This window comes from Microbacterium sp. FW305-3-2-15-F-LB2 (genome assembly GCF_058787255.1).
The window spans coordinates 1814259-1834938 of record NZ_JBYSZO010000001.1 but is presented as its reverse complement, the minus strand read 5'-3'; the positions used below and the strand labels follow the sequence as shown (position 1 = coordinate 1834938).

The window sequence follows — 20680 nt, the reverse complement described above, 5'->3', positions numbered from 1 at the left end:
GCATGGTCAACAGCACCGTCGAGAAGCTCAGCCCGACCCGGGTCAAGCTCCACATCACGGTCTCGCCCGAAGAGCTCAAGCCGAGCATCGCCCACGCCTACGAGCACATCGCTCAGGACGTGCAGATCCCCGGCTTCCGCAAGGGCAAGGTGCCCGCGCCGATCATCGACCAGCGCATCGGTCGCGGCGCCGTCATCGAGCACGCCGTCAACGAGGGTCTCGACGGGTTCTACCGCCAGGCCGTCGAAGACCAGGAGCTGCGCGTCATCGGCCGCCCCAGCGCCGAGATTGTCGAGCTCCCCGAGCTCAAGGACTACTCGGGCGACCTCATCGTCGACGTCGAGGTCGACGTCCGCCCCGAGTTCGACCTTCCCGCGTACGACACGATCACCGTGACCGTCGACGCCCTCGAGGCCGATGAGGCCGCGGTGGATGCCGAGCTCGACCGACTCCGCGCCCGCTTCGGCACGCTCGTCACCGTCGACCGTCCCGCCGCCACGGGCGACTTCGTCGAGCTCGACCTGGTCGCCACCATCGACGGCGCCGAGATCGACCGCGCCGAGGGCGTGTCGTACGAGGTCGGCTCCGGCGAACTGCTCGAGGGCATCGACGAGGCCATTGAATCGCTGACCGCTGACGAGCAGACCACGTTCCGCTCCAAGCTCGTCGGTGGCGACCACGCCGGTGAAGAGGCCGAGGTCTCGGTCACGATCACGGCCGTCAAGGAGCGCGAGCTCCCCGACGCCGACGACGACTTCGCGCAGATGGCATCCGAGTTCGACACCCTCGAAGAGCTGCGCGCCTCGCTCGCCGAGCGCGTCTCCGAGCAGTCGGTCTTCACGCAGGGCGCCGCCGCGCGCGACAAGTTCGTCGAGGCGCTCATCGAGGCCGTCGACATCCCGGTGCCGCCGCAGCTCATCGAGGACGAGGTCCACACGCACCTCGAGGGCGAGAACCGCCTCGAGGACGACGTGCACCGCGCCGAGGTCACCGAGGCGAGCGAGAAGCAGTTCCGCACCCAGATGATCCTCGACAAGATCGCCGAGGATGCCAATGTCCAGGTCTCGCAGGACGAACTGACGCAGTACCTGATCCAGTCGGCCGCCCAGTACGGCATGGCCCCGCAGGACTTCGTCAACGCGCTGCAGCAGGGCAACCAGCTCCCCGCGATGGTCGGCGAGGTCGCCCGGAACAAGGCGCTCGCGATCGCGCTCGGCAAGGTCACCGTCGTCGACACGAACGGCAAGCCCGTCGACCTGACCGGCTTCGTCGCCGTCGAGGGCGAAGAGCCCACCGACGCCGAGGACGAGGTCGTCGAGGAGGCGCAGGAGATCGCCGACGCCGCAGCCGACGCGGACGCCGTCGTCGAGGCCGAAGAGGCCGCCGCCGAGGAGGCCCCCAAGAAGGCCCCCGCCAAGAAGCGCGCCCCGGCCAAGAAGAAGGCCGCCGACAGCGAGTAACAGCGTTCGAGGACAGGGGGTGGATGCCACGGCATCCGCCCCCTGCTTTTGTCACCGCCTCTTCCGCCGAGGACTGCGGTAAGAAGGCGCCGCGCCGACACAGGGGAGAACACTCGTGGACGACTGGCAGGACCGCATCGACGGCGTGTGGGGCGACGACACCCTGAGCGAGACCGAGGTCGTCGAGCGGATCGACGCGCTGGCCACCGAACGTCCCGAGGACGACCCCGTCGCCCTGTTCGAGCGGGCCGGTGCCCGCGACTCGGCCGGCCTCGAGGCCGAGGCCGAGGTGCTCTACCGTCGTGCCCTCGACCGAGGCCTGGACGAGGAGCGCCGGACGCGCGCGACGATCCAGCTGGCGAGCACCATCCGCAATCTCGGCAAGATCGACGAGGCGCTCGCCCTGCTGCGCGCCGAGTACGAGCGCCAGCCCCGCGGACCTCTGCACGACGCCGCAGCGGCGTTCTACGCGCTCGCGCTCGTGTCGGCGGGGGAGGCCGAGCGGGCGGCATCCATCGCGCTGGAAACGCTCGCCCCGTACCTTCCGCTCTACACCCGCTCCGTGACCGGATACGCCCGCGAGATCGCGGACGGACACGCCTGATCCGCCCGCGGCGAACACGGCGACCCGCCCCGAATCCCGCCGGTAGATTCGTTGCAGATCACCGGAAGAGGAGCACAAATGCCCGAACCCCTTATGGCAACGAGCGTCTTCGACAGGCTGCTCAAGGACCGCATCATCTGGCTCGGTTCGGAGGTGCGTGACGAGAACGCCAACGAGATCTGCGCCAAGATCCTGCTGCTCGCGGCAGAGGACTCGCAGAAGGACATCTACCTCTACATCAACTCGCCCGGCGGCTCGATCACGGCCGGCATGGCGATCTACGACACGATGCAGTTCGTGCCGAACGACATCGTCACGGTCGGTATCGGCATGGCCGCGTCGATGGGCCAGCTGCTCCTGACCAGCGGCACCAAGGGCAAGCGCTACATCACGCCGAACGCCCGCGTGCTGCTGCACCAGCCGCACGGTGGCTTCGGCGGAACCGCGAGCGACATCCAGACGCAGGCGCAGCTGATTCTCGACATGAAGAAGCGTCTCGCCGAGATCACCGCGGCACAGACCGGCAAGAGCGTCGAGCAGATCAACGCCGACGGCGACCGCGACCGCTGGTTCACGGCGCAGGAAGCGCTCGAGTACGGCTTCGTCGACCACATGCGTGAGCACGCCACCGACGTCGCCGGTGGCGGCGGGACCGCGGCCTGAGGCCGAGGGCGAGAGGAAAGGACACCGCAATGCACACTCCCACCTTCGGCGGCGGCGCCGCGCAGATGCCGAACAGCCGCTACATCCTGCCCCAGTTCGAGGAGCGGACGGCCTACGGCTACAAGCGTCAGGACCCGTACAACAAGCTCTTCGAGGACCGAGTCATCTTCCTGGGCGTCCAGGTCGACGACGCTTCGGCCGATGACGTCATGGCCCAGCTGCTCGTGCTCGAGTCGCAGGACCCCGACCGCGACATCATCATGTACATCAACTCGCCCGGTGGCTCGTTCACGGCCATGACCGCGATCTACGACACGATGCAGTACGTGTCGCCGCAAATCCAGACGGTCGTGCTCGGTCAGGCCGCCTCGGCGGCGTCGGTGCTGCTCGCGGCCGGTGCTCCCGGCAAGCGTCTGGCTCTTCCGAACGCCCGCATCCTGATCCACCAGCCCGCCGTCGGCGAGTCGGGTCACGGACAGGCGTCCGACATCGAGATCCAGGCCGCCGAGATCATGCGCATGCGCACGTGGCTCGAAGAGACCATGGCGCGGCACACCGGCCAGGACGTCGCGAAGGTCAACAAGGACATCGACCGCGACAAGATCCTCTCGGCCCAGGAGGCGATGGAGTACGGCATCGTCGACCAGGTGCTGACGACTCGCAAGCGCGTCCCGGCGGCTCTGACCGCCTGAGCGCCCCCTCGATGCCCCGCCGGAACACCACCGGCGGGGCATCGTCGTACCCGGTGGGGCACTCGGCCCCTCCGGCGCGTGAGCCACCAGGAGTCGTCGCTCGAGATGTGCCGGAGGTGACGATTCGGGGCGACTCGCGTGGGACGGCGGCAGTGTCCGCCCTCGGCGATCACAATCGCGGCACCTCGCACAAATGCCCTCGGATGTCCCGAGCAGAGGTTAGGCTCAAAGTCACTCGGGCGAGTGGCCGGGGATGAGGAGGCACGAGCATGGCACGTATCGGAGAAAGCGCCGATCTGTTCAAATGCTCCTTCTGCGGCAAGAGTCAGAAGCAGGTGCAGCAGCTGATCGCCGGTCCCGGCGTCTACATCTGCGACGAGTGCGTCGAGCTCTGCAACGAGATCATCGAAGAGCGCATGGCCGAATCGTCCTCGGGCGAGGTCGCCGACTTCGATCTGCCGAAGCCGCGTGAGATCTTCGGCTTCCTCGAGGAGTACGTCGTCGGTCAGGAGCCCGCCAAGCGCGCCCTCGCCGTCGCCGTCTACAACCACTACAAGCGCGTGCGCGCCCACGGCACCCTGCAGCCGGCCGAGCAGCGCGCCGAAGAGATCGACATCGCCAAGAGCAACATCCTGCTCCTCGGCCCGACCGGATGCGGCAAGACGTACCTGGCGCAGACGCTCGCGAAGCGTCTCAACGTGCCGTTCGCGGTGGCGGATGCCACGGCCCTCACGGAAGCCGGATACGTCGGCGAAGACGTCGAGAACATCCTGCTGAAGCTCTTGCAGGCCGCCGACTTCGACGTCAAGCGTGCCGAGACCGGGATCATCTACATCGACGAGGTCGACAAGATCGCGCGGAAGGCCGAAAATCCCTCGATCACGCGCGACGTGTCCGGCGAGGGTGTGCAGCAAGCCCTGCTCAAGATCCTCGAGGGCACCGTCGCGTCGGTTCCGCCGCAGGGCGGCCGCAAGCACCCGCACCAGGAGTTCATCCAGATCGACACGACGAACGTCCTGTTCATCGTGGCCGGCGCCTTCGCGGGTCTGGAGGAGATCATCTCGGCGCGCGTGGGCAAGCACGGCGTCGGTTTCGGCGCTCCGCTCCACCGCAAGGAGGACGCGCCCGACCTCTTCAGCGAGGTGCTCCCGGAAGACCTGCACAAGTTCGGCCTCATCCCCGAGTTCATCGGTCGCCTCCCGGTCGTGGCATCCGTCTCGCCGCTCGATCAGGATGCCCTGATGGAGATCCTCACGGCTCCGCGCAACGCTCTGGTGAAGCAGTACCAGCGCATGTTCGAGATCGACGGGGTCCAGCTCGAGTTCGAGGAAGAGGCCTTGCGCGCGATCGCCGACCTCGCCGTGGCCCGCAAGACCGGTGCCCGCGGGCTCCGGGCGATCCTGGAGGACGTGCTGGGTCCGGTCATGTTCGACGTGCCGTCTGCGGACGACGTCGCGAAGGTCGTCATCACTCGCGCGTCCGTCGAAGACGGCGTTCCCGCGACGGTGGTGTTGGCGCAGAAGCGCAAGAGCGCCTGACGTCGCCGGCGAGGGAGGACACCGCACCTCGCCCCGATGCCCACCCTCTGGGTTGGTCAGAGGTAGGGCCGGGTGATCAGCTCGAGATAGTGTCCGGAGGGATCGAGGAGATAGACGCCTCGGCCACCGTGCTCGTGATTGATCTGTCCGGGCTGGGATCGCTGAGGGTCTGCCCAATGCTCTAAGCCGTGATCGACGATCTTGCCGTAGGCGCGGTCGAAGTGAGCGTCATCGAGCAGATACGCGTAGTGCTGCGGCGGGAACTCCATCGGCGGGGCTGCGAACTGCAGCAAGACACCGCCGCCGATCTGGACGTTGACGAACGGGCCCCACGCGGGCGCCTCGTCCGCTTCGATCAGGTCACGATAGAACTCCGCCATCTCGGCGGCGTCGATCGAAGCGATGATCGTGTGGTTGAAGTGTGCGGTCATGATTCTCCTTGTGCTGTCTGGGTGAGTTCGGGTCACTCACACAAGGAGGAGCGCGGATCAGCGCACGACCAGATCGCCGTTCCGGGAGCGGCCGATACGGGCCTGGCTGGTCATCATGTTCCCGAGGCTACCGTGGCCGCGGGCCTTTCGGCTGTGCTGAGCCTCTCGGCCGGCTCGCTGGCAAGACCCTGCCGATCGGTCGACGGTCGATCGGATGCCGCCCCGTCCGCTTCGTCCTCGGGAACGACGGAGCACCTAGCGGGGCTGCTGGATGCGGACCATGTTTCCCGCGGGGTCTCGGACCGCACAGTCGAAGACGCCGTAGGGCTGCTCTGTGGGCTCCTGCACAACCTCCGCGCCCGCGGCCTCCAGGGCTTGGAACGTCGCTGCGAGGTCGGGGGTAGCCAGGTTGACGCCGAAATACGTGCCCTTGGCGATGAGTTCGAGGAGCACCCGGCTCTCCTCCACGGTGAGGTCCGGGCTTGCCGTCGGTGGATGCAGCACGATTGCTGTGTCCTCCTGTCCGGCGGGCCCGACCGTGAGCCAGCGCATGTTCTCGTACCCCACGTCTCCGCGCACTTCGAATCCGAGGAGGTCGCGGTAGAAGCGCAGCGAGGCCTCCGGGTCGGTGTGCGGCAGGTACGTCTGATGAATCGTGATGTCCATGGCGCTCACGCTAACTGTGGCGTACCGCGGGGCGCTTCTTGATTCCTGACCGGTCGAGTGACGAATTTCTCCCGGCAGGCGGGCGGCCCGGCGTTCTGTGTCGAGGCCAAGCGGCGGTAGACGCTCGGAGCGATTCCGACCAGCTCGGTGAACCGGGTACTGAAGGTGCCGAGCGAAGAGAAGCCGACGGTGAAGCAGACCTCGGTGACCGTCAGATCCCCTCGGCGCAGGAGCGCCATCGCGCGCTCGACGCGGCGGGTCATGAGGTAGGCGTAAGGCGATTCACCGAAGGCCGATCGGAAGGTGCGGCTGAGATGGCCCGCCGACATGTGAACGCCGCGGGCGAGCTCCTCGACGTCGAGGGGGCGTGCGTGTTCGCGGTCGATGCGATCGCGCACCCGGCGGAGGCGGGCCAGCTCGTCGAGCCGCGACGCGGTGATGCTCTGCATGCCCGCTATGGTGCCAGACGCCTCGGCGCTGTCAGACCATGAGGCCGCGACGTTCGAGCAGCGGCTGGATCTCGGCATCCCGGCCGCGGAAGTCGCGGTAGGCCGCGAGCGGATCGCCCGATCCGCCGACACCCAGGAGACGCTGGCGGAAGCGGTCGCCGTTCTCGCGTGTCAGGCCGCCGTTCTCGCGGAACCACTCGACGGTGTCGGCGTCGAGGACCTCGCTCCAGATGTACGAGTAGTACCCGGCGCTGTATCCGCCCGAGAAGACGTGCGCGAAGTACGTGGAGGCGTACCGGGTCGGGACCGCGGGGTTGTCGAGCCCGATGTCGGCGAGAGCCGCCGCCTCGAACGCGGACACGTCGATGTCCCGCGCCGCATCGTCGACCGACAACCCGTGCCAGGCCTGGTCGATCCAGGATGCCGCGAGGTACTCGCTCGTGGCGAAGCCCTGGTTGAAGGCCTCCGAGGTGTGGAGCCGTTCGACGACGTCCGCGGGCAGCGGCTCGCCCGTCTCGTGGTGCCGCGCGTAGTGGGCGAGGATCTCGGGCCAGAAAATCCACATCTCGTTCACCTGGCTGGGGAACTCCACGAAGTCGCGGTGCACCGCCGTGCCGGCGAAATGCGGGTAGGTGACGGTGGCGAACAGACCGTGCAGGGCGTGCCCGAACTCGTGGAAGAGCGTCGTGACCTCGTCGAGCGTCAGGAGGGTCGGCGTGCCCGGCGCGGGCTTGTTGACGTTGAGGTTGTTCACGACGACCGGCGCCGTGCCCCGAAGGCGCGATTGCGTGACGATCGAGTTCATCCACGCGCCGCCGCGCTTGGAATCACGGGTGTAGAGGTCGAGGAGGAACAGCCCGAGCTCGCTGCCGTCGGCGTTGTGAACCTCGAAGACACGCACGTCGGGGTGATATCCCTGCAGGTCGTGGCGTTCGGCGATGTGGATGCCGTACAGCTGCTCGGCGGCCGAGAACACCCCGTCCCGCAGCACGCGCTCGGCCTCGAACCACGGGCGCAGGGCGGCACGATCGAGGTCGTACTGCTCGGCACGGACCTTCTCGGTGTAGAACGCCCAGTCGTGCGCCTCGATCCGGATGCCGTCGCCATCGGCGATGCGCTGCAACGCCTCCTGCTCGGCACGGGCGTTCGCCGCCGCGGGCACCGCGAGCCGGCGCAGCAGGTCGTGCACCGCGTCCGGGGATCCGGCGGTCTGATCCGCGAGGACCGCGGCCGCATGCGACGGATAGCCGAGGAGCGCCGCGCGCTCGGCCCGCAAGCGGACGATCTCCCGCAGCGTCGCACGATTGTCGTGGGCGTTGCCGCGGGTGCCGCGAGCGCGGGACGCCTCCAGGAGGCGGCGACGGCTCTCGCGGTTCGTGATCGAAGCGAGGTACGGGTGGCCCGTGTACAGCGTGAGGGTGACGACGTAGCGGCCTTCGAGTCCGCGCTCGGTCGCGGCCTGCGCGGCCGCCGAAAGCTCGCCGTCGCTCAGCCCGTCCAGCTCTGTGGCGTCGTCGAACACGACGGCCAGGTCGTTGGTGTCGGCAAGGAGGTTCTTCTCGAACGTCGTGGTGAGGGTCGAGAGACGCTGGTTGAGATCGGTCAGGCGCTGCTTCTGGGAGTCGTCGAGGCCCGCACCCGCGAGGGACATCTCGCGGTGGCGCCGTTCCACGAGGTACCGGCTCTCGGCATCCAGGTCGAGGGTGTCGAGCGCGTCGTGCACGGCCGTCACGCGCGCGAAGAGCGCCGCGTCGAGCTGGATCGCGTCGCCGTGTGCGGACATGAGGGGCGCCAGCTCCTCCTCGACGGCCTGCACCTCAGCCGTTCCGTCGGCGGACGCGACGGTGTAGAAGGTGCGGGCGACCCGGTCGAGCAGGGCGCCGCTGCGCTCGAGGGCCACCAGCGTGTTCTCGAACCCCGGCGCGTCGGTCTGCGAGGTGATCGCGTCGACCTCGGCCCGCTGCGCCGCGAACGCGGCATGGAAGGCCGGAAGGTAATGCTCGACCCGGATGCTGCCGTACGGCGGCAGATCGTAGGGGAGCGGCGTCGGAGCGAGGAGGGGATTGGTCACGGCATCCGTCATCGTTCCAGCCTAAGTGCTCTCGGACGTGGATGCAGAGAGAACGTTGCAAACAACTGTCTGCAAAGGTATCTTTGCAACATGATGGAAGAACGAACGCAGGAAGGGCGGGTCCTGGATGCCGGGGCGCTCCGCGCGCTGGCGCATCCCCTCCGCGTCCGACTCTTCGACATCCTCAGCCAGTACGGTCCTCAGACGGCGAGCAGTCTCGCCGAGCTCACGGGGGAGTCGACCGGGGCGACGAGCTACCACCTTCGTGCGCTGGCGCGCCACGATCTCATCCGTGAGGTCGCGGGTCGCGGGACCGCGCGCGAAAGATGGTGGGAGCGGCCCGCGGGGAGCGTGACGCTGACCAATCCCGAGATGCAGAACACGCCGTCCGGGCGCGCGGTCATGGAGGTCGTGCAATCCGAGACGCTCGCCCTGCGGCATCAGCAGCTCATGCACTTCGTGGCGCACGGCTGGGACGAACCGGAGGAGTGGCGTGAAGCGTCGGTCATCACGACCGCGACGGCGAGGCTCACGCCTGCACAGTCCGCCGAGCTCATCGCCCGTGTGCAGGCACTCATCGACGAGACCGTGAAACGCTACCGGAACCAGACGGGAGACGACGTGCGCGCCGTCACGATGCGCGCGGACGTCTTCCCCCTTCCGATCGAGAAGGGCAGCGCATGAGCGCCACCATGACGTCTGCCGTCGCGCAACCGGTCCGCCCGACACGCGCAGAAGCGGCACTGCTCGCGCTGGCCCACGCGATGTCGAGGTTTGCCGAGGAGCGCATGCGCCACCGTGCCGTCCGAGCCGAGGCGGAGCCTGCGCTGAGAACGGCACGGCGGGCATCGCGGGAGATGAGCGACGACGTGTGGCGCTACCTCACGCCCCGCTGAGACCTCAGGCGAACTCGTCGTCGGTGTCGTAGCGCACGGTGACCTCGCCCGAGGCATCCTGCGAGACGATCACGCCGGTGTCGAGCTCGGCGACCGGCCGACCCTCGAGGAAGGTCAGCGTCCATCGCGGAGCGGGGGCGCTGAGTCCATCGGGGTTCAGCGCCGCCTCGACGGCCGCGATCTGCGCGTGGAGAACGGCGGGCACGGCGGCCGGGGGCTGCTCGCGGGCGGTCCAGCGGGTTCCGAGTTGCATCAGTCCTCCTGCGGTGCGAACACGATGTCGGTGACGGTGGTGGTGTCGGCCTCGACGAAGGTGATCGTCTCGATCCGGCCCACGGCGCGGAGATCGCCCTCGGCCAGGCGCAATGCGGCGACGTGCGGGCTGTGGATCGTGAGGGAGAGGACCGGCGTCTTCTGCGAGGCCTTCACCTCGGTCTTCGCACGGCGGATGCCGATGAGCGCCTCGCCCACGGCGGTCAGCACGACGGCGTCGCCCTCGATGCCGAGTGGCTCGGGCCACGCGGCGGTGTGCACCGATCCGTCCTCGAACCACGACCAGGTCTCTTCGGTGGCGAACGACAACACCGGAGCGAAGAGGCGGACGAGCGTCGACAGGGCCGTGCGCAGCGCAAGAGCGGCCGACGCCTGACCGACGTCGGAGCGATCGTAGGCGCGCTCCTTGACGAGCTCGAGGTAGTCGTCGCAGAAGGTCCAGAAGAACGACTCGGTGATCTCCAGGGCGCGGGCGTGGTCGTACGACTCCAGCGCCGCCGTCGCGTCGGCGACCACCCGGTCGAGGGTGGCGAGCATCGAGGCATCCAGCGCGTGGGTGACCTCGGCCCCCTCGGGCACCGGGAACGACAGCACGAACTTCGCCGCGTTCAACAGCTTGATCGCCAGGCGCCGACCGATCTTGATCTGCGTCGGGTTCTGCGGGTCGAAGGCCGCGTCGGTGCCGAGGCGGCTGGACGCCGCCCAGTACCGCACGGCGTCGGAGCCGTGCTGCTGCAGCACGTCGGCCGGTGTGACGACGTTGCCCTTGGACTTCGACATCTTCTTGCGGTCGGGGTCGACGATGAAGCCCGAGATGGCGGCATCCGTCCACGGCACCCGGCCGTCTTCGAGAGCGCTGCGCAGCATCGTCGAGAACAGCCACGTGCGGATGATGTCCTGCCCCTGCGGACGTAGATCGAACGGGGCGACGAGGTTCCACAGCTCCTCGTCGCGCTGCCAGCCACCGGCCAGCTGCGGCGTGAGAGACGACGTCGCCCACGTGTCGAGGATGTCGCGCTCGGCGTCGAAGCCGCCCGCGACGCCGCGCTGATCCTCGGTGTAGCCCGGGGGCACGTCCGTCGTGGGGTCGACCGGAAGCGCCGCGAGGTCCGGTGTCAGCACGCGGGAGTAGTCGCGCTCCCCGTTCTCGTCGAGGCCGTACCAGACCGGAATCGGCACGCCGAAGAACCGCTGGCGCGACACGAGCCAGTCGCCGGTGAGCCCGTTGGTCCAGTTCTCGAAGCGCACGCGCATGAAGTCGGGATGCCACGACATCTCCCGCCCGAGGGCGATGAGACGCTCGCGCAGCTCGGCGTCGCGCGCGCCGTTGCGGATGTACCACTGGCGCGTCGACACGATCTCGAGGGGGCGGTCGCCCTTCTCGAAGAACTTCACCGGGTGCGTGAAGGGCTTCGGGTCGCCCTCCATCTCGCCCGACTCCTGGAGGAGTTCGACGATGCGCTTCTTGGCGCTGAACACGGTCTTGCCCGCGAGCTCGGCGTACGCCGCCTTCGCGGCATCCGTCACGATGACATCCGGGGCCTCGGCGACGATACGGCCGTCCTTGCCGATGATCGTGCGGTTGGGGAGGTCGAGCTCACGCCACCAGATGATGTCGGTGACGTCGCCGAACGTACAGATCATGGCGATGCCCGAGCCCTTGTCCTGCTGCGCGAGCGGGTGGGCGAGCACCGGCACCTCGACGTCGAAGAGCGGCGTCCGCACGGTCGAGCCGAAGAGGGGCTGATACCGCTCGTCGGCGGGGTTGGCCACCAGCGCCACGCACGCGGCAAGCAGCTCGGGGCGGGTGGTCTCGATGAACACGTCGCCGGAGCCGTCCGTCTTGTGGAAGCCCAGACGGTGGTACGCGGCGGGCTGCTCGCGGTCTTCGAGCTCGGCCTGCGCGATCGCCGAGCGGAAGTCGACGTCCCACAGCGTGGGGGCGAGGGCCTGATACGCCTCGCCGCGCTCGACGTTGCGCAGGAACGCCAGCTGGCTGGTGCGCATCGCGTCGTCCGAGATCGTGCGGTACGTCTGGCCCCAGTCGACGCTGAGTCCGAGGTCGCGCCACAGCGCCTCGAACGCCTTCTCGTCCTCGACGGTCAGCAGCTCGCACAGCTCGATGAAGTTGCGGCGGCTGATGGGAACCTGATCGGCTGCCTTGCTGCTCTTGTTGTCGCCACCCGCGATCGGGGGCGTGAAGTCGGGGTCGTACGGCAGCGAGGGGTCGCAGCGAACGCCGTAGTAGTTCTGGACGCGACGCTCAGTGGGCAAGCCGTTGTCATCCCAGCCGATGGGGTAGAACACCGTCTTGCCCCGCATGCGCTCGAACCGCACCTTGACGTCGGTGTGCGTGTAGCTGAAGACGTGCCCGATGTGGAGGCTTCCGGATGCCGTCGGGGGAGGGGTGTCGACGGAGAAGACACCGGCGCGGCCCACCTCGGCCGCACGGGCCCGGTCGAAGACGTACGTGCCGCGTTCGGTCCACGCGGCATCCCACTTCTGCTCGAGGCCCTCCAGGGCGGGCTTGTCCGGGATCTGCGACATGGGTACTCCTCGAGCGATATGTGCGGCACCGTGTGTGCGTGCCTGACTGTGGGATGCCGATCGAGTCTACCGGGAGGTCAGCCGGCCCTCGCGGCACGCGACGGCGCTGCTGCGGGCTGCGGGCTGCGGGCTGCGGATGCGGGGGTGACGGAGGCACGCTGCGGGTGCGGCGATGCAGAAGCTCGGTGATTCGCACTCGATCAGCCACAGAGCCCTCACACCCTCGGCGCCCCTCAGAACCTCAGCGATCCGCACAACCTCAGCCCGAATCCCGGATGCCGACTGAGATTGCGCGAATCACTGAGCGACCGCCGCGCCCCGCAACCGCTCAGCCCACTGAACCTCCGCCGAAGACCGCACGACGGCGCGCGGCGGCGAGTGGGCGGCGACCGCTCAGACCGTCTCGGCCACCGGGCGGCGCCGCACGGCGATCCAGGCCGCCACGAGAGTGACGGCCGAGAGGATCGCGAGGACGACCCCGGGATGCCACCACGCGAAGCCCGTGGCGTTTCCGAGCGCGACGGTGGCGAGGGGGATGAACCCGGAGATCGTCGCCGCGACGGCGTACGCGATCGAGAGCGCGGAGTAACGGAAGTGGGCGGGGAAGAGGTCGTTCATGAGACCGCCCAGGGCCGCCCACGACATGGTCGGCAGGATGCCGCCGACGATCATCGTGGCGACGAGGATCGGGAAGGTCGCGAACTGCAGCAGGAAGTACATCGGGAACGTGATGAGGAGCGTGCCGAGCGCGCCCCACGCCACCACCTTGGCCGAGCCGATGCGGTTGGCCCACGCGCCGAACAGCGGGATCGTGACCAGCTGGAGGAGCGCACCGATCGTCGTGGCGACGAGCAGGTCCTGGAAGCTGAAGCCGAGGCGTTCGACGCCGTAGTTGATCGTGTAGGTGTTCATCAGGGAGTAGGAACCGATGCCGAGCAGCGCCGCTCCGATGGCCACGACGACCACGGTCGGCTGCGCGCGGAACATCGCGAGGAACGGGACGCGGTCGCGGCGACCGGTCGCCACGACGTTCTCGAACACGGGCGTCTCGTCGATCGACCAGCGGAGGTAGAGCGAGACCAGCAGCAGGGGGAGGGCGAGCAGGAACGGGATGCGCCAGCCCCAGGCGGCGAGCTGATCGGCCGGGAGTGCGAAGGTCATCACGATGAACACGACCGCGGAGAGGATCGATCCGACCGGCGAGCCCAGCTGCGGGATCGCGGCGTAGAACGCGCGCTTCACCGGGCTGGAGTGCTCGGTCGCGAGAAGGATCGAGCCACCCCACTCTCCGCCCAGCGAAAGGCCCTGCGCGATACGCAGCACCAGCAGCAGCACGGCCCCGAACCAGCCGGCCTGGGCGTACGTCGGTAGAACGCCGATGAGGCCCGTCGCGACGCCCATGATGCCCACGGTCCACAGGAGCGTGGTGCGACGGCCGAGCCGGTCGCCCATGTGACCGAAGATGATGGCACCGATCGGCCGCACGACGAAGGCGAGCGCGATCGTCGAGAACGCGGCGAAGGTCGCGCCGATGCCGCCGAGCGGATCGAAGAAGAGCGGTCCCACGAAGAACGCGGCGAAGTAGGCGTAGACGTAGAAGTCGAAGGATTCGAGCGAGGTGCCGATCATCGACGCCCACGCGACGCGGCGTGCGGGTGCGGAGGAGGTCGGTCGGGGGACGGGGGGAGCAGAGGTCACGGGGTTAGATCTTGGCACGAGTCCAGAAACTCCCGCGTTCGCTCCGGCATTCCCGCGCCCGGACCCTGGTTTGTCGGAGACGAGCCCGCCGACCCGAGCGCGTCGGCGTAGAATGGGTGTATCAGCACCGATCCGGCTATCACCGGGGAGCTCTCGGAAGAACGGGGTCACCGCCCCCAGTAGAACCGAGCGGGTCAGGCCCGTCACAGCCGCAGTGAGAGCGGCGCCCACCCCGGTGGGCGCAATGCGGGGTGGTACCGCGGTCCGAACGGATCGTCCCTGCAGGTGGATCGCGACCTGCGGAGAGACATGACCTACCCACGCCCCTCATCCTTCGGACCGGCGGCCGACGCCGCGGCATCCGTTGTCCCCAGCCCCCGCTTCCCCGAGATCGAGCGCGACACGCTCGCCTTCTGGGATGCCGACGACACGTTCCGCGCGTCGATCGAGCAGCGCGAGGGCGCCGAGGAATGGGTGTTCTACGACGGCCCGCCCTTCGCCAACGGCCTGCCGCACTACGGGCACCTCCTCACCGGCTACGCGAAGGACCTCTTCCCGCGCTTCCAGACGATGCGGGGCAAGAAGGTCGACCGCGTCTTCGGGTGGGACACGCACGGCCTTCCCGCCGAGCTCGAGGCGATGAAGCAGCTCGGCATCACCGAGAAGGACGAGATCGAGCGCATGGGTGTCGCCGTGTTCAACGGCAAGGCCCGCGAATCGGTGCTCGAGTACACGCGCGACTGGCAGGACTACGTCACCCGCCAGGCGCGCTGGGTCGACTTCGAGCGCGGCTACAAGACGCTCGACACGTCGTACATGGAGAGCGTCCTGTGGGCGTTCAAGACCCTGCACGACAAGGGCCTCGCGTACGAGGGTTACCGCGTGCTGCCGTACTGCTGGCGCGACGAGACGCCGCTGTCGAGCCACGAACTGCGCATGGACGACGACGTCTACAAGATGCGCCAGGACCCGTCGGTCACCGTGACGTTCCCGCTCGTCGGTGCGAAGGCCGAAGCCCTCGGCCTCACCGGTGTACGTGCACTCGCGTGGACGACGACGCCGTGGACCCTGCCGACCAACCTCGCCCTCGCGGTGGGTCCCGGCATCCGCTATGCCGTGATCGAGGGCGGACCCCACGGTGCGGCCGACGTGCACCGCGCGCCCGACGGCACGCCCGACGAGGCGATCGAGGCCACCGCGCACCGCTACCTCCTGGCCGAAGACCTGCTGCCCGGCTACGCGAAGGACCTCGGGTACGAGACCCCGGATGCCGCGCGCCAGGCCGTGCAGACGACGATCCTGGGCTCCGAGCTCGAGGGCGTGTCATACGACCGCCTGTTCGACTACTACGCGGACGCCGAGACCTGGGGGACGGGCAACGCCTGGAAGATCCTCGTCGACGACTACGTCACCGTCAGCGACGGCACCGGAATCGTGCACCAGGCCCCCGCGTACGGTGAGGATGACAAGCGCCTCGCGGATGCCGCGGGCCTTCCCACGATCATCTCGCTCGACGACGGCGGCCGGTTCCTGTCCGCCGTCACCGACGTCGCGGGAGAGCTGTGGATGGATGCCAACCGGCCGCTCATCCGCCTGCTGAAGCAGGAGGGGCGCCTTCTCCGCGAGGCGTCGTACGAGCACTCGTACCCCCACTGCTGGCGCTGCCGGAACCCCCTGATCTACAAGGCGGTCTCGAGCTGGTTCGTGCGCGTCACCGACGTGAAGGACCGCCTGCTCGAGAACAACGAGCAGATCACCTGGGTGCCCGAGAACGTCAAGGAGGGCCAGTTCGGCAAGTGGCTCGAGGGCGCGCGCGACTGGTCGATCAGCCGGAACCGGTATTGGGGATCGCCGATCCCGGTGTGGAAGAGCGACGACCCGAACTACCCGCGCGTCGACGTGTACGGCTCGCTCGCCGAGATCGAGGCCGACTTCGGCCGCCTGCCGCGCAACGCGGATGACGAAGTGGACCTCCACCGTCCCTACATCGACGACCTCACGCGCCCGAACCCCGACGACCCGACCGGTCGCTCGACGATGCGTCGCATCGAGGACGTGCTGGACGTGTGGTTCGACTCCGGCTCCATGCCGTTCGCGCAGGTGCACTACCCGTTCGAGAACCACGAGTGGTTCGACGAGCACTCGCCGGCCGACTTCATCGTCGAGTACATCGGGCAGACCCGCGGCTGGTTCTACGTCATGCACGTGCTATCGACGGCGCTGTTCGATCGCCCCGCTTTCACGGGCGTCTCGTGCCACGGGATCGTCCTCGGCAACGACGGACAGAAGATGTCCAAGTCGCTGCGCAACTACCCCGACGTGAACGAGGTCTTCGACCGCGACGGCTCGGATGCCATGCGCTGGTTCCTCATGTCGAGTTCGGTGCTGCGGGGAGGGAACCTCGTCGTGACCGAGGAAGGCATCCGCTCCGGCGTCCGCGAGTTCCTGCTGCCGCTGTGGAACGCGTGGTACTTCTTCGCGACGTACGCCAACGCCTCCGGCGACGGGTACACGGCCGAATGGCGCACGGACTCGACCGACGTGCTCGACCGCTACATCCTCGCCCTCACCGGCGATCTCGTGCGCGACGTCGCGGCCGACCTCGAGGGGCTCGACTCCACGACTGCGGCCGAGCGCCTTCGCGACTTCGCCGAGGTCCTGACGAACTGGTACATCCGACGCTCGCGCGACCGGTTCTGGGTGGGCGTGACCGATGACCCGACGAGTCGTGAGGCCTTCGACACGCTCTACACGGTGCTCGAAACGCTCACGCGCGTCGCCGCCCCGCTGCTTCCCCTCGTGACCGAGCGGGTGTGGCAGGGACTCACCGGCGGTCGCAGCGTGCACCTGCAGGACTGGCCGGATGCCGAGGCCTTCCCGGCCGCGGCCGACATCCGCACCGCGATGGACACGGTCCGCGAGGTCTCGAGCGTCGCGAACGCCCTCCGCAAGCGCGAGGGCAAGCGCGTGCGCCTGCCGCTGCCGCGTTTGACGGTGGTGACCCCGGATGCCGCCGGACTGGCGCAGTTCGACGACATCCTCCGCGACGAGCTCAACGTGAAGAGCGTCGAGCAGATCCCGCTCGAGGACGACACGGCCGCCGCCTACGGCATCACCCACCGCCTGTCGGTGAACGCCCGGGCCGCCGGTCCCCGCCTCGGCAAGCAGGTGCAGCAGGCGATCCAGGCCGCCCGTGCCGGCGACTGGAGCCAGGTCGACGGCCGCGTGGTCGCCGGCGGCATCCCGCTGGAGCCGACCGAGTACGACCTCGTCGTCGAGACCGCTGGACGGCCCGCCGGGGAGGCTCTCGCGGTGCTGTCGTCGGGCGGTTTCGTGCTGCTCGACACCGTCACGACGCCCGAGCTCGAGGCCGAGGGCCTGGCGCGCGACATGATCCGCGCGATCCAGGACACCCGTAAGGCCGCGGGCTTCGACGTGAGCGACCGCATCTCGCTCGCTTTGACATTCGACGACGACGCAGACGCGCGCGCGGTCGCCCAGGCGTTCGACCTCGCGGGCGTGGCATCCGAGACCCTCGCCGAAGGCGTTCTGCTCGCCACCCGCACCGAGCGCCTCATCGAGCACGCCACGGTCCTCGCGCCCGAGTTCTCGGTCGTCGTCGCGGCGAAGACGTACGCCAACGCCGGGGCGGTCACCGTGGCCGTCGCCCGCATCTCGACCGGAGGCACCGCATGAGCGACCGTTCCCGCGCCGATGCCGTCTACGCCGCGCTCCTCGAGCGCCAGGGCGAGCAGTGGGTGCAGCCGCGCGTCGAGCGCACGCGCCGGCTGCTCGAACTGCTCGACGACCCGCAGCGCACCTACCGCGTCATCCACGTGACCGGCACGAACGGCAAGACGTCCACGAGCCGCATCATCGAGACCCTTCTCCGGGCTCTCGGGCTACGGACCGGCCTGTTCACCAGCCCGCATCTCGAACGCTTCACCGAGCGCATCCTCATCGACGGAGAGCCGGTGGCCGACGCCGCGATCGCGGACGCGTGGGACGAGATCCAGCCTTTCGTGCAGATCGTGGATGCCGAGCTCGAGGCGTCCGGCGACGCGCCGCTGACCTTCTTCGAGCTGCTGACCGCGCTGGCGTTCGTCGCGTGCGCGGACGCCCCGATCGACGTCCTCGTGCTGGAGGTCGGCATGGGCGGGGAGTGGGACTCGACGAACACCGCCGACGGCGACGTGGCGGTCTTCACGCCGATCGACATCGACCACACCGACCGCCTGGGCTCGACCATCGCCGCGATCGCGTCCGTCAAGGCCGGCATCATCAAGGAGGGCGCGGCGGTCGTCTCTGCCGCGCAGCCGGAGGAGGCGCGGCGGGCCATCGTCGCGCGCGCCGAGAAGATGCACGCCTCGGTCGCGTTCGCCGGAGAGGGCTTCGCTCTCGAGACGCAGACGCTCGCCGTGGGCGGTCAGCTCCTCACCGTCCGCGGCATCGCAGGCACCTACCCCGAGCTGTACCTGCCGCTCTACGGCGCCCACCAGGGGGCCAACGCGGCGCTGGCGATCGCCGCCGTGGAATCCCTGATCGGCGGTGGCACCCAGCCGCTCGCCTCCGACGTCGTGATCGACGGCCTCGGCGCCGCGACCTCCCCGGGCCGTCTGCAGCTGCTCGGCACGGCGCCGACCGTGCTCGTCGACGCCGCCCACAACCCGCACGGGGCCCGTGCGCTCGTCGCGGCTCTCGACGAGGCGTTCGACATCGACGAATGGGGGGCCGTCGTCGGCATCCTGTCCGGCAAGGACACCGCGGGCATCGTCTCGACGCTCGCCCCCGCCGTCGCCCGCATCTTCGCGACCGCTCCGGACAGTGAGCGGGCCGCCGACCCCGACACGATCGCCGACGTCGCCGAGTCCGCCGACGTCCCCGTCACCGTGCACCGCACCCTCGAGGACGCGGCGGACGCGGCACGCGAGTGGGCCGCAGAGTCCGACCGGCGTGCCGTTGTGATCGCCGGCTCGGTCGTGCTCGCCGGCGAAGCGATCCGCCTGTCCGAGCTCGAGGACTGGAAGGCGGGGTGGCAGGCATGAGCCCCCGCGAGCGTCGCCCCCGTCGCGTCCGCGGCGCCCAGGAGTCGCTCGGGGCGGTCGTTCTCGGCTTCGAGTCGATCGTCGTCTTCCTCGGCGGTCTCGTCGTGTACGGCCTCAAGGCGCTCCCGTGGGGCATCGAGCCGTGGTGGGGGATCGTCGGGGGAGCGGTCATGGCCGCGGCCATGGTCGCGATCTCGGGTCTGCTGCGGCACCGATGGGCCATCGTCGTCGGCTGGGCGCTCCAGGTGATCCTCGCTCTCGGCGGCATCCTGGTTCCGGCCCTCGCCGTCGTCGCTCTCATTTTCGGTGGCATGTGGGCGTATGCGACGATCAAGGGAGCGGCGCTGGACCGGCAGAACGCACGACGCGCCGCCGACCCCGACCTCTCGAACGGAGAATGACCCATGGCCACCGAAGAGACCCTCGTCCTGGTCAAGCCCGATGGCGTCGCCCGCGGCCTGACCGGCGCGATCCTTGCGCGCATCGAGGCGAAGGGCTACGCCCTCGTCGACATCCGCCTCGTCGAGCCCGACCGTGAGCGGCTCGCCGAGCACTACGCCGAACACGAGGGCAAGCCGTTCTACGAGCCGCTGCTGGAGTTCATGCTCTCCGGCCCGTCGGTCGCGATCCGCCTCGCGGGCAACCGTGTGATCGAGGGCTTCCGCTCACTCGCCGGCACCACCGACCCCACGACCGCGGCCCCCGGCACGATCCGCGGTGACTTCGGTCGCGACTGGGGCCTGAAGGTTCAGCAGAACCTCGTGCACGGCAGTGACAGCCCCGAGTCGGCCGCGCGCGAGCTCTCCATCTGGTTCGACTGATCCCGGATGCCACGACGGCCGCCGTTCCCGCGAGGGACGGCGGCCGTCGTCGTATGCGGTGGCGGCTGCGGGGCGCCGACTCCGCGATCCGCACAATCTCAGCGGCATCCGCCCCGAACCCGCTCACATTCCGCAAATCGCTGAGGCTATGCCGAGTGCGGGCTGCGTCAGATCTGCGACAGCACGTCCAGACGCAGCTGCGCGATGACCGCGACGACGACGTAGGCGCCGAACGCCATGAGCGGCACCCACGCCATGAGCGACGTCGCGATCTCTCGCACCTTCGGCCCGACGGGGAAAATGCCCTCGCGCAGCAGATGGAGCGTGACCACGAAGAACGTCGGGATCGTCACCGACCACGTGACCATGCACCACGGGCACAGGGTGCCGAGCACGAAGACGCTCTGCGAGATGAGCCAGATGACGAACGTCAGCGCGCCGGCGATGCCGAGCCAGAACAGGATCCAGAACCAGCGCGCGAAGCGGGCGCCCGCGAGGATCGCGAAGCCCACGACGATCGGGGCGATCCACGCCGCGAGACCGATGATGGGGTTCGGAAAGCCGAACACGCTGCCCTGCCACGACTTGAGGTTCGCGGTGCACTGCACCAGAACGCTGAAGTCACAGGATGCCGCGGCGCCACCGTCCATGAGCTGGTGGAACCGCTCCATCGTGAGCGAGAACGCCGCCCACCATCCGACCGCTCCGGCGATGATCAACCACACCGCGAGGACGACGGGCCGACGCGGGGTGACGCTTTCACTCATGTTCGCGATTCTTCCACCGTCGTCCGATGCGGCGCCTGTGCGATGCCTCGCCGTCGAGA

Annotated in this window: 19 protein-coding genes; 11 read left to right on the top strand and 8 right to left on the bottom strand. The window is 68.8% G+C overall.

Translation table 11 applies throughout. The features are described 5' to 3' along the window. Positions 1 to 2: 2 nt before the first annotated feature. From tig to clpX, 5 genes are all read left to right on the top strand, one after another. A complete protein-coding gene (gene tig, locus AC3WLZ_RS08890; RefSeq protein ID WP_492469785.1) occupies positions 3 to 1460 on the top strand; it encodes a trigger factor in 1458 nt (485 codons plus the stop codon). A gap of 115 nt (positions 1461 to 1575) precedes the next feature. Next, on the top strand, positions 1576 to 2064 hold the full coding sequence (locus tag AC3WLZ_RS08885; RefSeq protein ID WP_492469784.1) for a tetratricopeptide repeat protein: 489 nt from the start codon (positions 1576 to 1578) through the stop codon (positions 2062 to 2064). Positions 2065 to 2142: 78 nt separating this feature from the next. Further along, complete coding sequence (locus AC3WLZ_RS08880) at positions 2143 to 2727, top strand: ATP-dependent Clp protease proteolytic subunit (protein WP_412924617.1); 585 nt, start codon at positions 2143 to 2145, stop codon at positions 2725 to 2727. A gap of 29 nt (positions 2728 to 2756) precedes the next feature. Continuing rightward, complete coding sequence (locus tag AC3WLZ_RS08875) at positions 2757 to 3419, top strand: ATP-dependent Clp protease proteolytic subunit (RefSeq protein WP_412924616.1); 663 nt, start codon at positions 2757 to 2759, stop codon at positions 3417 to 3419. A gap of 269 nt (positions 3420 to 3688) precedes the next feature. Beyond that, positions 3689 to 4957 carry an ATP-dependent Clp protease ATP-binding subunit ClpX gene (clpX, locus tag AC3WLZ_RS08870; protein ID WP_412924615.1) on the top strand — a complete coding sequence of 423 codons (1269 nt, stop codon included), beginning with the start codon at positions 3689 to 3691 and terminating at the stop codon, positions 4955 to 4957. 56 nt (positions 4958 to 5013) lie between these two features. Here the strand turns inward: clpX and AC3WLZ_RS08865 are convergent, their stop codons facing one another. From AC3WLZ_RS08865 to AC3WLZ_RS08850, 4 genes are all read right to left on the bottom strand, one after another. After that, a complete protein-coding gene (locus tag AC3WLZ_RS08865) occupies positions 5014 to 5388 on the bottom strand; it encodes a VOC family protein (protein ID WP_492469783.1) in 375 nt (124 codons plus the stop codon). Between the two features lie 255 nt (positions 5389 to 5643). After that, positions 5644 to 6054, bottom strand: coding sequence for a VOC family protein (locus tag AC3WLZ_RS08860; protein ID WP_492469782.1), 411 nt, complete (start codon positions 6052 to 6054; stop codon positions 5644 to 5646). A 5-nt stretch (positions 6055 to 6059) separates the two neighbouring features. Further along, a complete protein-coding gene (locus tag AC3WLZ_RS08855; protein ID WP_492469781.1) occupies positions 6060 to 6503 on the bottom strand; it encodes a helix-turn-helix transcriptional regulator in 444 nt (147 codons plus the stop codon). A gap of 31 nt (positions 6504 to 6534) precedes the next feature. Further along, complete coding sequence (locus AC3WLZ_RS08850) at positions 6535 to 8586, bottom strand: M3 family metallopeptidase (RefSeq protein ID WP_492469780.1); 2052 nt, start codon at positions 8584 to 8586, stop codon at positions 6535 to 6537. A gap of 78 nt (positions 8587 to 8664) precedes the next feature. Here AC3WLZ_RS08850 and AC3WLZ_RS08845 point away from each other — a divergent pair, with 78 nt between their 5' ends. Both AC3WLZ_RS08845 and AC3WLZ_RS08840 read left to right on the top strand, forming a co-directional pair. Continuing rightward, positions 8665 to 9258 (top strand): helix-turn-helix domain-containing protein, encoded by a 594-nt coding sequence (locus AC3WLZ_RS08845; protein WP_492469779.1) that lies wholly within the window; start codon positions 8665 to 8667, stop codon positions 9256 to 9258. Then, the gene (locus tag AC3WLZ_RS08840) at positions 9255 to 9470 is read left to right on the top strand and encodes a hypothetical protein (protein WP_492469778.1); all 216 of its coding nucleotides are present in this window, start codon (positions 9255 to 9257) and stop codon (positions 9468 to 9470) included. The genes AC3WLZ_RS08845 and AC3WLZ_RS08840 overlap by 4 nt, the downstream gene beginning before the upstream one ends. Positions 9471 to 9474: 4 nt before the next feature. Here AC3WLZ_RS08840 and AC3WLZ_RS08835 read toward each other — a convergent pair whose 3' ends face one another. The 3 genes from AC3WLZ_RS08835 to AC3WLZ_RS08825 all read right to left on the bottom strand — a co-directional run bounded on the left by AC3WLZ_RS08835 (position 9475) and on the right by AC3WLZ_RS08825 (position 13988). Next, positions 9475 to 9723: a hypothetical protein gene (locus AC3WLZ_RS08835; protein WP_412924611.1), complete on the bottom strand. Its 249-nt coding sequence runs from the start codon at positions 9721 to 9723 to the stop codon at positions 9475 to 9477. Continuing rightward, positions 9723 to 12290, bottom strand: coding sequence for a valine--tRNA ligase (valS, locus tag AC3WLZ_RS08830; RefSeq protein ID WP_492469777.1), 2568 nt, complete (start codon positions 12288 to 12290; stop codon positions 9723 to 9725). Before valS ends, AC3WLZ_RS08835 begins: the two co-directional genes overlap by 1 nt. Positions 12291 to 12683: 393 nt before the next feature. After that, positions 12684 to 13988: an MFS transporter gene (locus tag AC3WLZ_RS08825; protein ID WP_412924609.1), complete on the bottom strand. Its 1305-nt coding sequence runs from the start codon at positions 13986 to 13988 to the stop codon at positions 12684 to 12686. Positions 13989 to 14297: 309 nt separating this feature from the next. Here AC3WLZ_RS08825 and ileS point away from each other — a divergent pair, with 309 nt between their 5' ends. The 4 genes from ileS to ndk are packed head-to-tail and all read left to right on the top strand — an operon-like array spanning position 14298 to position 19854. Further along, entirely contained in the window at positions 14298 to 17684 is a 3387-nt protein-coding gene (gene ileS / locus AC3WLZ_RS08820; RefSeq protein WP_492469776.1) for an isoleucine--tRNA ligase, read from the top strand. Further along, positions 17681 to 19033 (top strand): bifunctional folylpolyglutamate synthase/dihydrofolate synthase, encoded by a 1353-nt coding sequence (locus AC3WLZ_RS08815; protein ID WP_492469775.1) that lies wholly within the window; start codon positions 17681 to 17683, stop codon positions 19031 to 19033. Before ileS ends, AC3WLZ_RS08815 begins: the two co-directional genes overlap by 4 nt. Further along, entirely contained in the window at positions 19030 to 19434 is a 405-nt protein-coding gene (locus AC3WLZ_RS08810) for a DUF4233 domain-containing protein (RefSeq protein WP_492469774.1), read from the top strand. Before AC3WLZ_RS08815 ends, AC3WLZ_RS08810 begins: the two co-directional genes overlap by 4 nt. A gap of 3 nt (positions 19435 to 19437) precedes the next feature. Further along, positions 19438 to 19854: a nucleoside-diphosphate kinase gene (gene ndk / locus AC3WLZ_RS08805; protein ID WP_138172333.1), complete on the top strand. Its 417-nt coding sequence runs from the start codon at positions 19438 to 19440 to the stop codon at positions 19852 to 19854. 167 nt (positions 19855 to 20021) lie between these two features. Here the strand turns inward: ndk and AC3WLZ_RS08800 are convergent, their stop codons facing one another. After that, complete coding sequence (locus tag AC3WLZ_RS08800; RefSeq protein WP_492469773.1) at positions 20022 to 20621, bottom strand: vitamin K epoxide reductase family protein; 600 nt, start codon at positions 20619 to 20621, stop codon at positions 20022 to 20024. Positions 20622 to 20680: the final 59 nt, after the last annotated feature.

Bases quoted from the DNA above. Each gene is read 5' to 3' on its own strand.
- tig (WP_492469785.1), top strand. From the start codon at position 3: ATGGTCAACAGCACCGTCGAGAAGCTCAGCCCGACCCGGGTCAAGCTC.
- AC3WLZ_RS08880 (WP_412924617.1), top strand. From the start codon at position 2,143: ATGCCCGAACCCCTTATGGCAACGAGCGTCTTCGACAGGCTGCTCAAG.
- AC3WLZ_RS08875 (WP_412924616.1), top strand. From the start codon at position 2,757: ATGCACACTCCCACCTTCGGCGGCGGCGCCGCGCAGATGCCGAACAGC.
- clpX (WP_412924615.1), top strand. From the start codon at position 3,689: ATGGCACGTATCGGAGAAAGCGCCGATCTGTTCAAATGCTCCTTCTGC.
- AC3WLZ_RS08865 (WP_492469783.1), bottom strand. From the start codon at position 5,388: ATGACCGCACACTTCAACCACACGATCATCGCTTCGATCGACGCCGCC.
- AC3WLZ_RS08860 (WP_492469782.1), bottom strand. From the start codon at position 6,054: ATGGACATCACGATTCATCAGACGTACCTGCCGCACACCGACCCGGAG.
- AC3WLZ_RS08855 (WP_492469781.1), bottom strand. From the start codon at position 6,503: ATGCAGAGCATCACCGCGTCGCGGCTCGACGAGCTGGCCCGCCTCCGC.
- AC3WLZ_RS08850 (WP_492469780.1), bottom strand. From the start codon at position 8,586: ATGACGGATGCCGTGACCAATCCCCTCCTCGCTCCGACGCCGCTCCCC.
- AC3WLZ_RS08845 (WP_492469779.1), top strand. From the start codon at position 8,665: ATGATGGAAGAACGAACGCAGGAAGGGCGGGTCCTGGATGCCGGGGCG.
- AC3WLZ_RS08840 (WP_492469778.1), top strand. From the start codon at position 9,255: ATGAGCGCCACCATGACGTCTGCCGTCGCGCAACCGGTCCGCCCGACA.
- AC3WLZ_RS08835 (WP_412924611.1), bottom strand. From the start codon at position 9,723: ATGCAACTCGGAACCCGCTGGACCGCCCGCGAGCAGCCCCCGGCCGCC.
- valS (WP_492469777.1), bottom strand. From the start codon at position 12,290: ATGTCGCAGATCCCGGACAAGCCCGCCCTGGAGGGCCTCGAGCAGAAG.
- ileS (WP_492469776.1), top strand. From the start codon at position 14,298: ATGACCTACCCACGCCCCTCATCCTTCGGACCGGCGGCCGACGCCGCG.
- AC3WLZ_RS08815 (WP_492469775.1), top strand. From the start codon at position 17,681: ATGAGCGACCGTTCCCGCGCCGATGCCGTCTACGCCGCGCTCCTCGAG.
- AC3WLZ_RS08810 (WP_492469774.1), top strand. From the start codon at position 19,030: ATGAGCCCCCGCGAGCGTCGCCCCCGTCGCGTCCGCGGCGCCCAGGAG.
- ndk (WP_138172333.1), top strand. From the start codon at position 19,438: ATGGCCACCGAAGAGACCCTCGTCCTGGTCAAGCCCGATGGCGTCGCC.
- AC3WLZ_RS08800 (WP_492469773.1), bottom strand. From the start codon at position 20,621: ATGAGTGAAAGCGTCACCCCGCGTCGGCCCGTCGTCCTCGCGGTGTGG.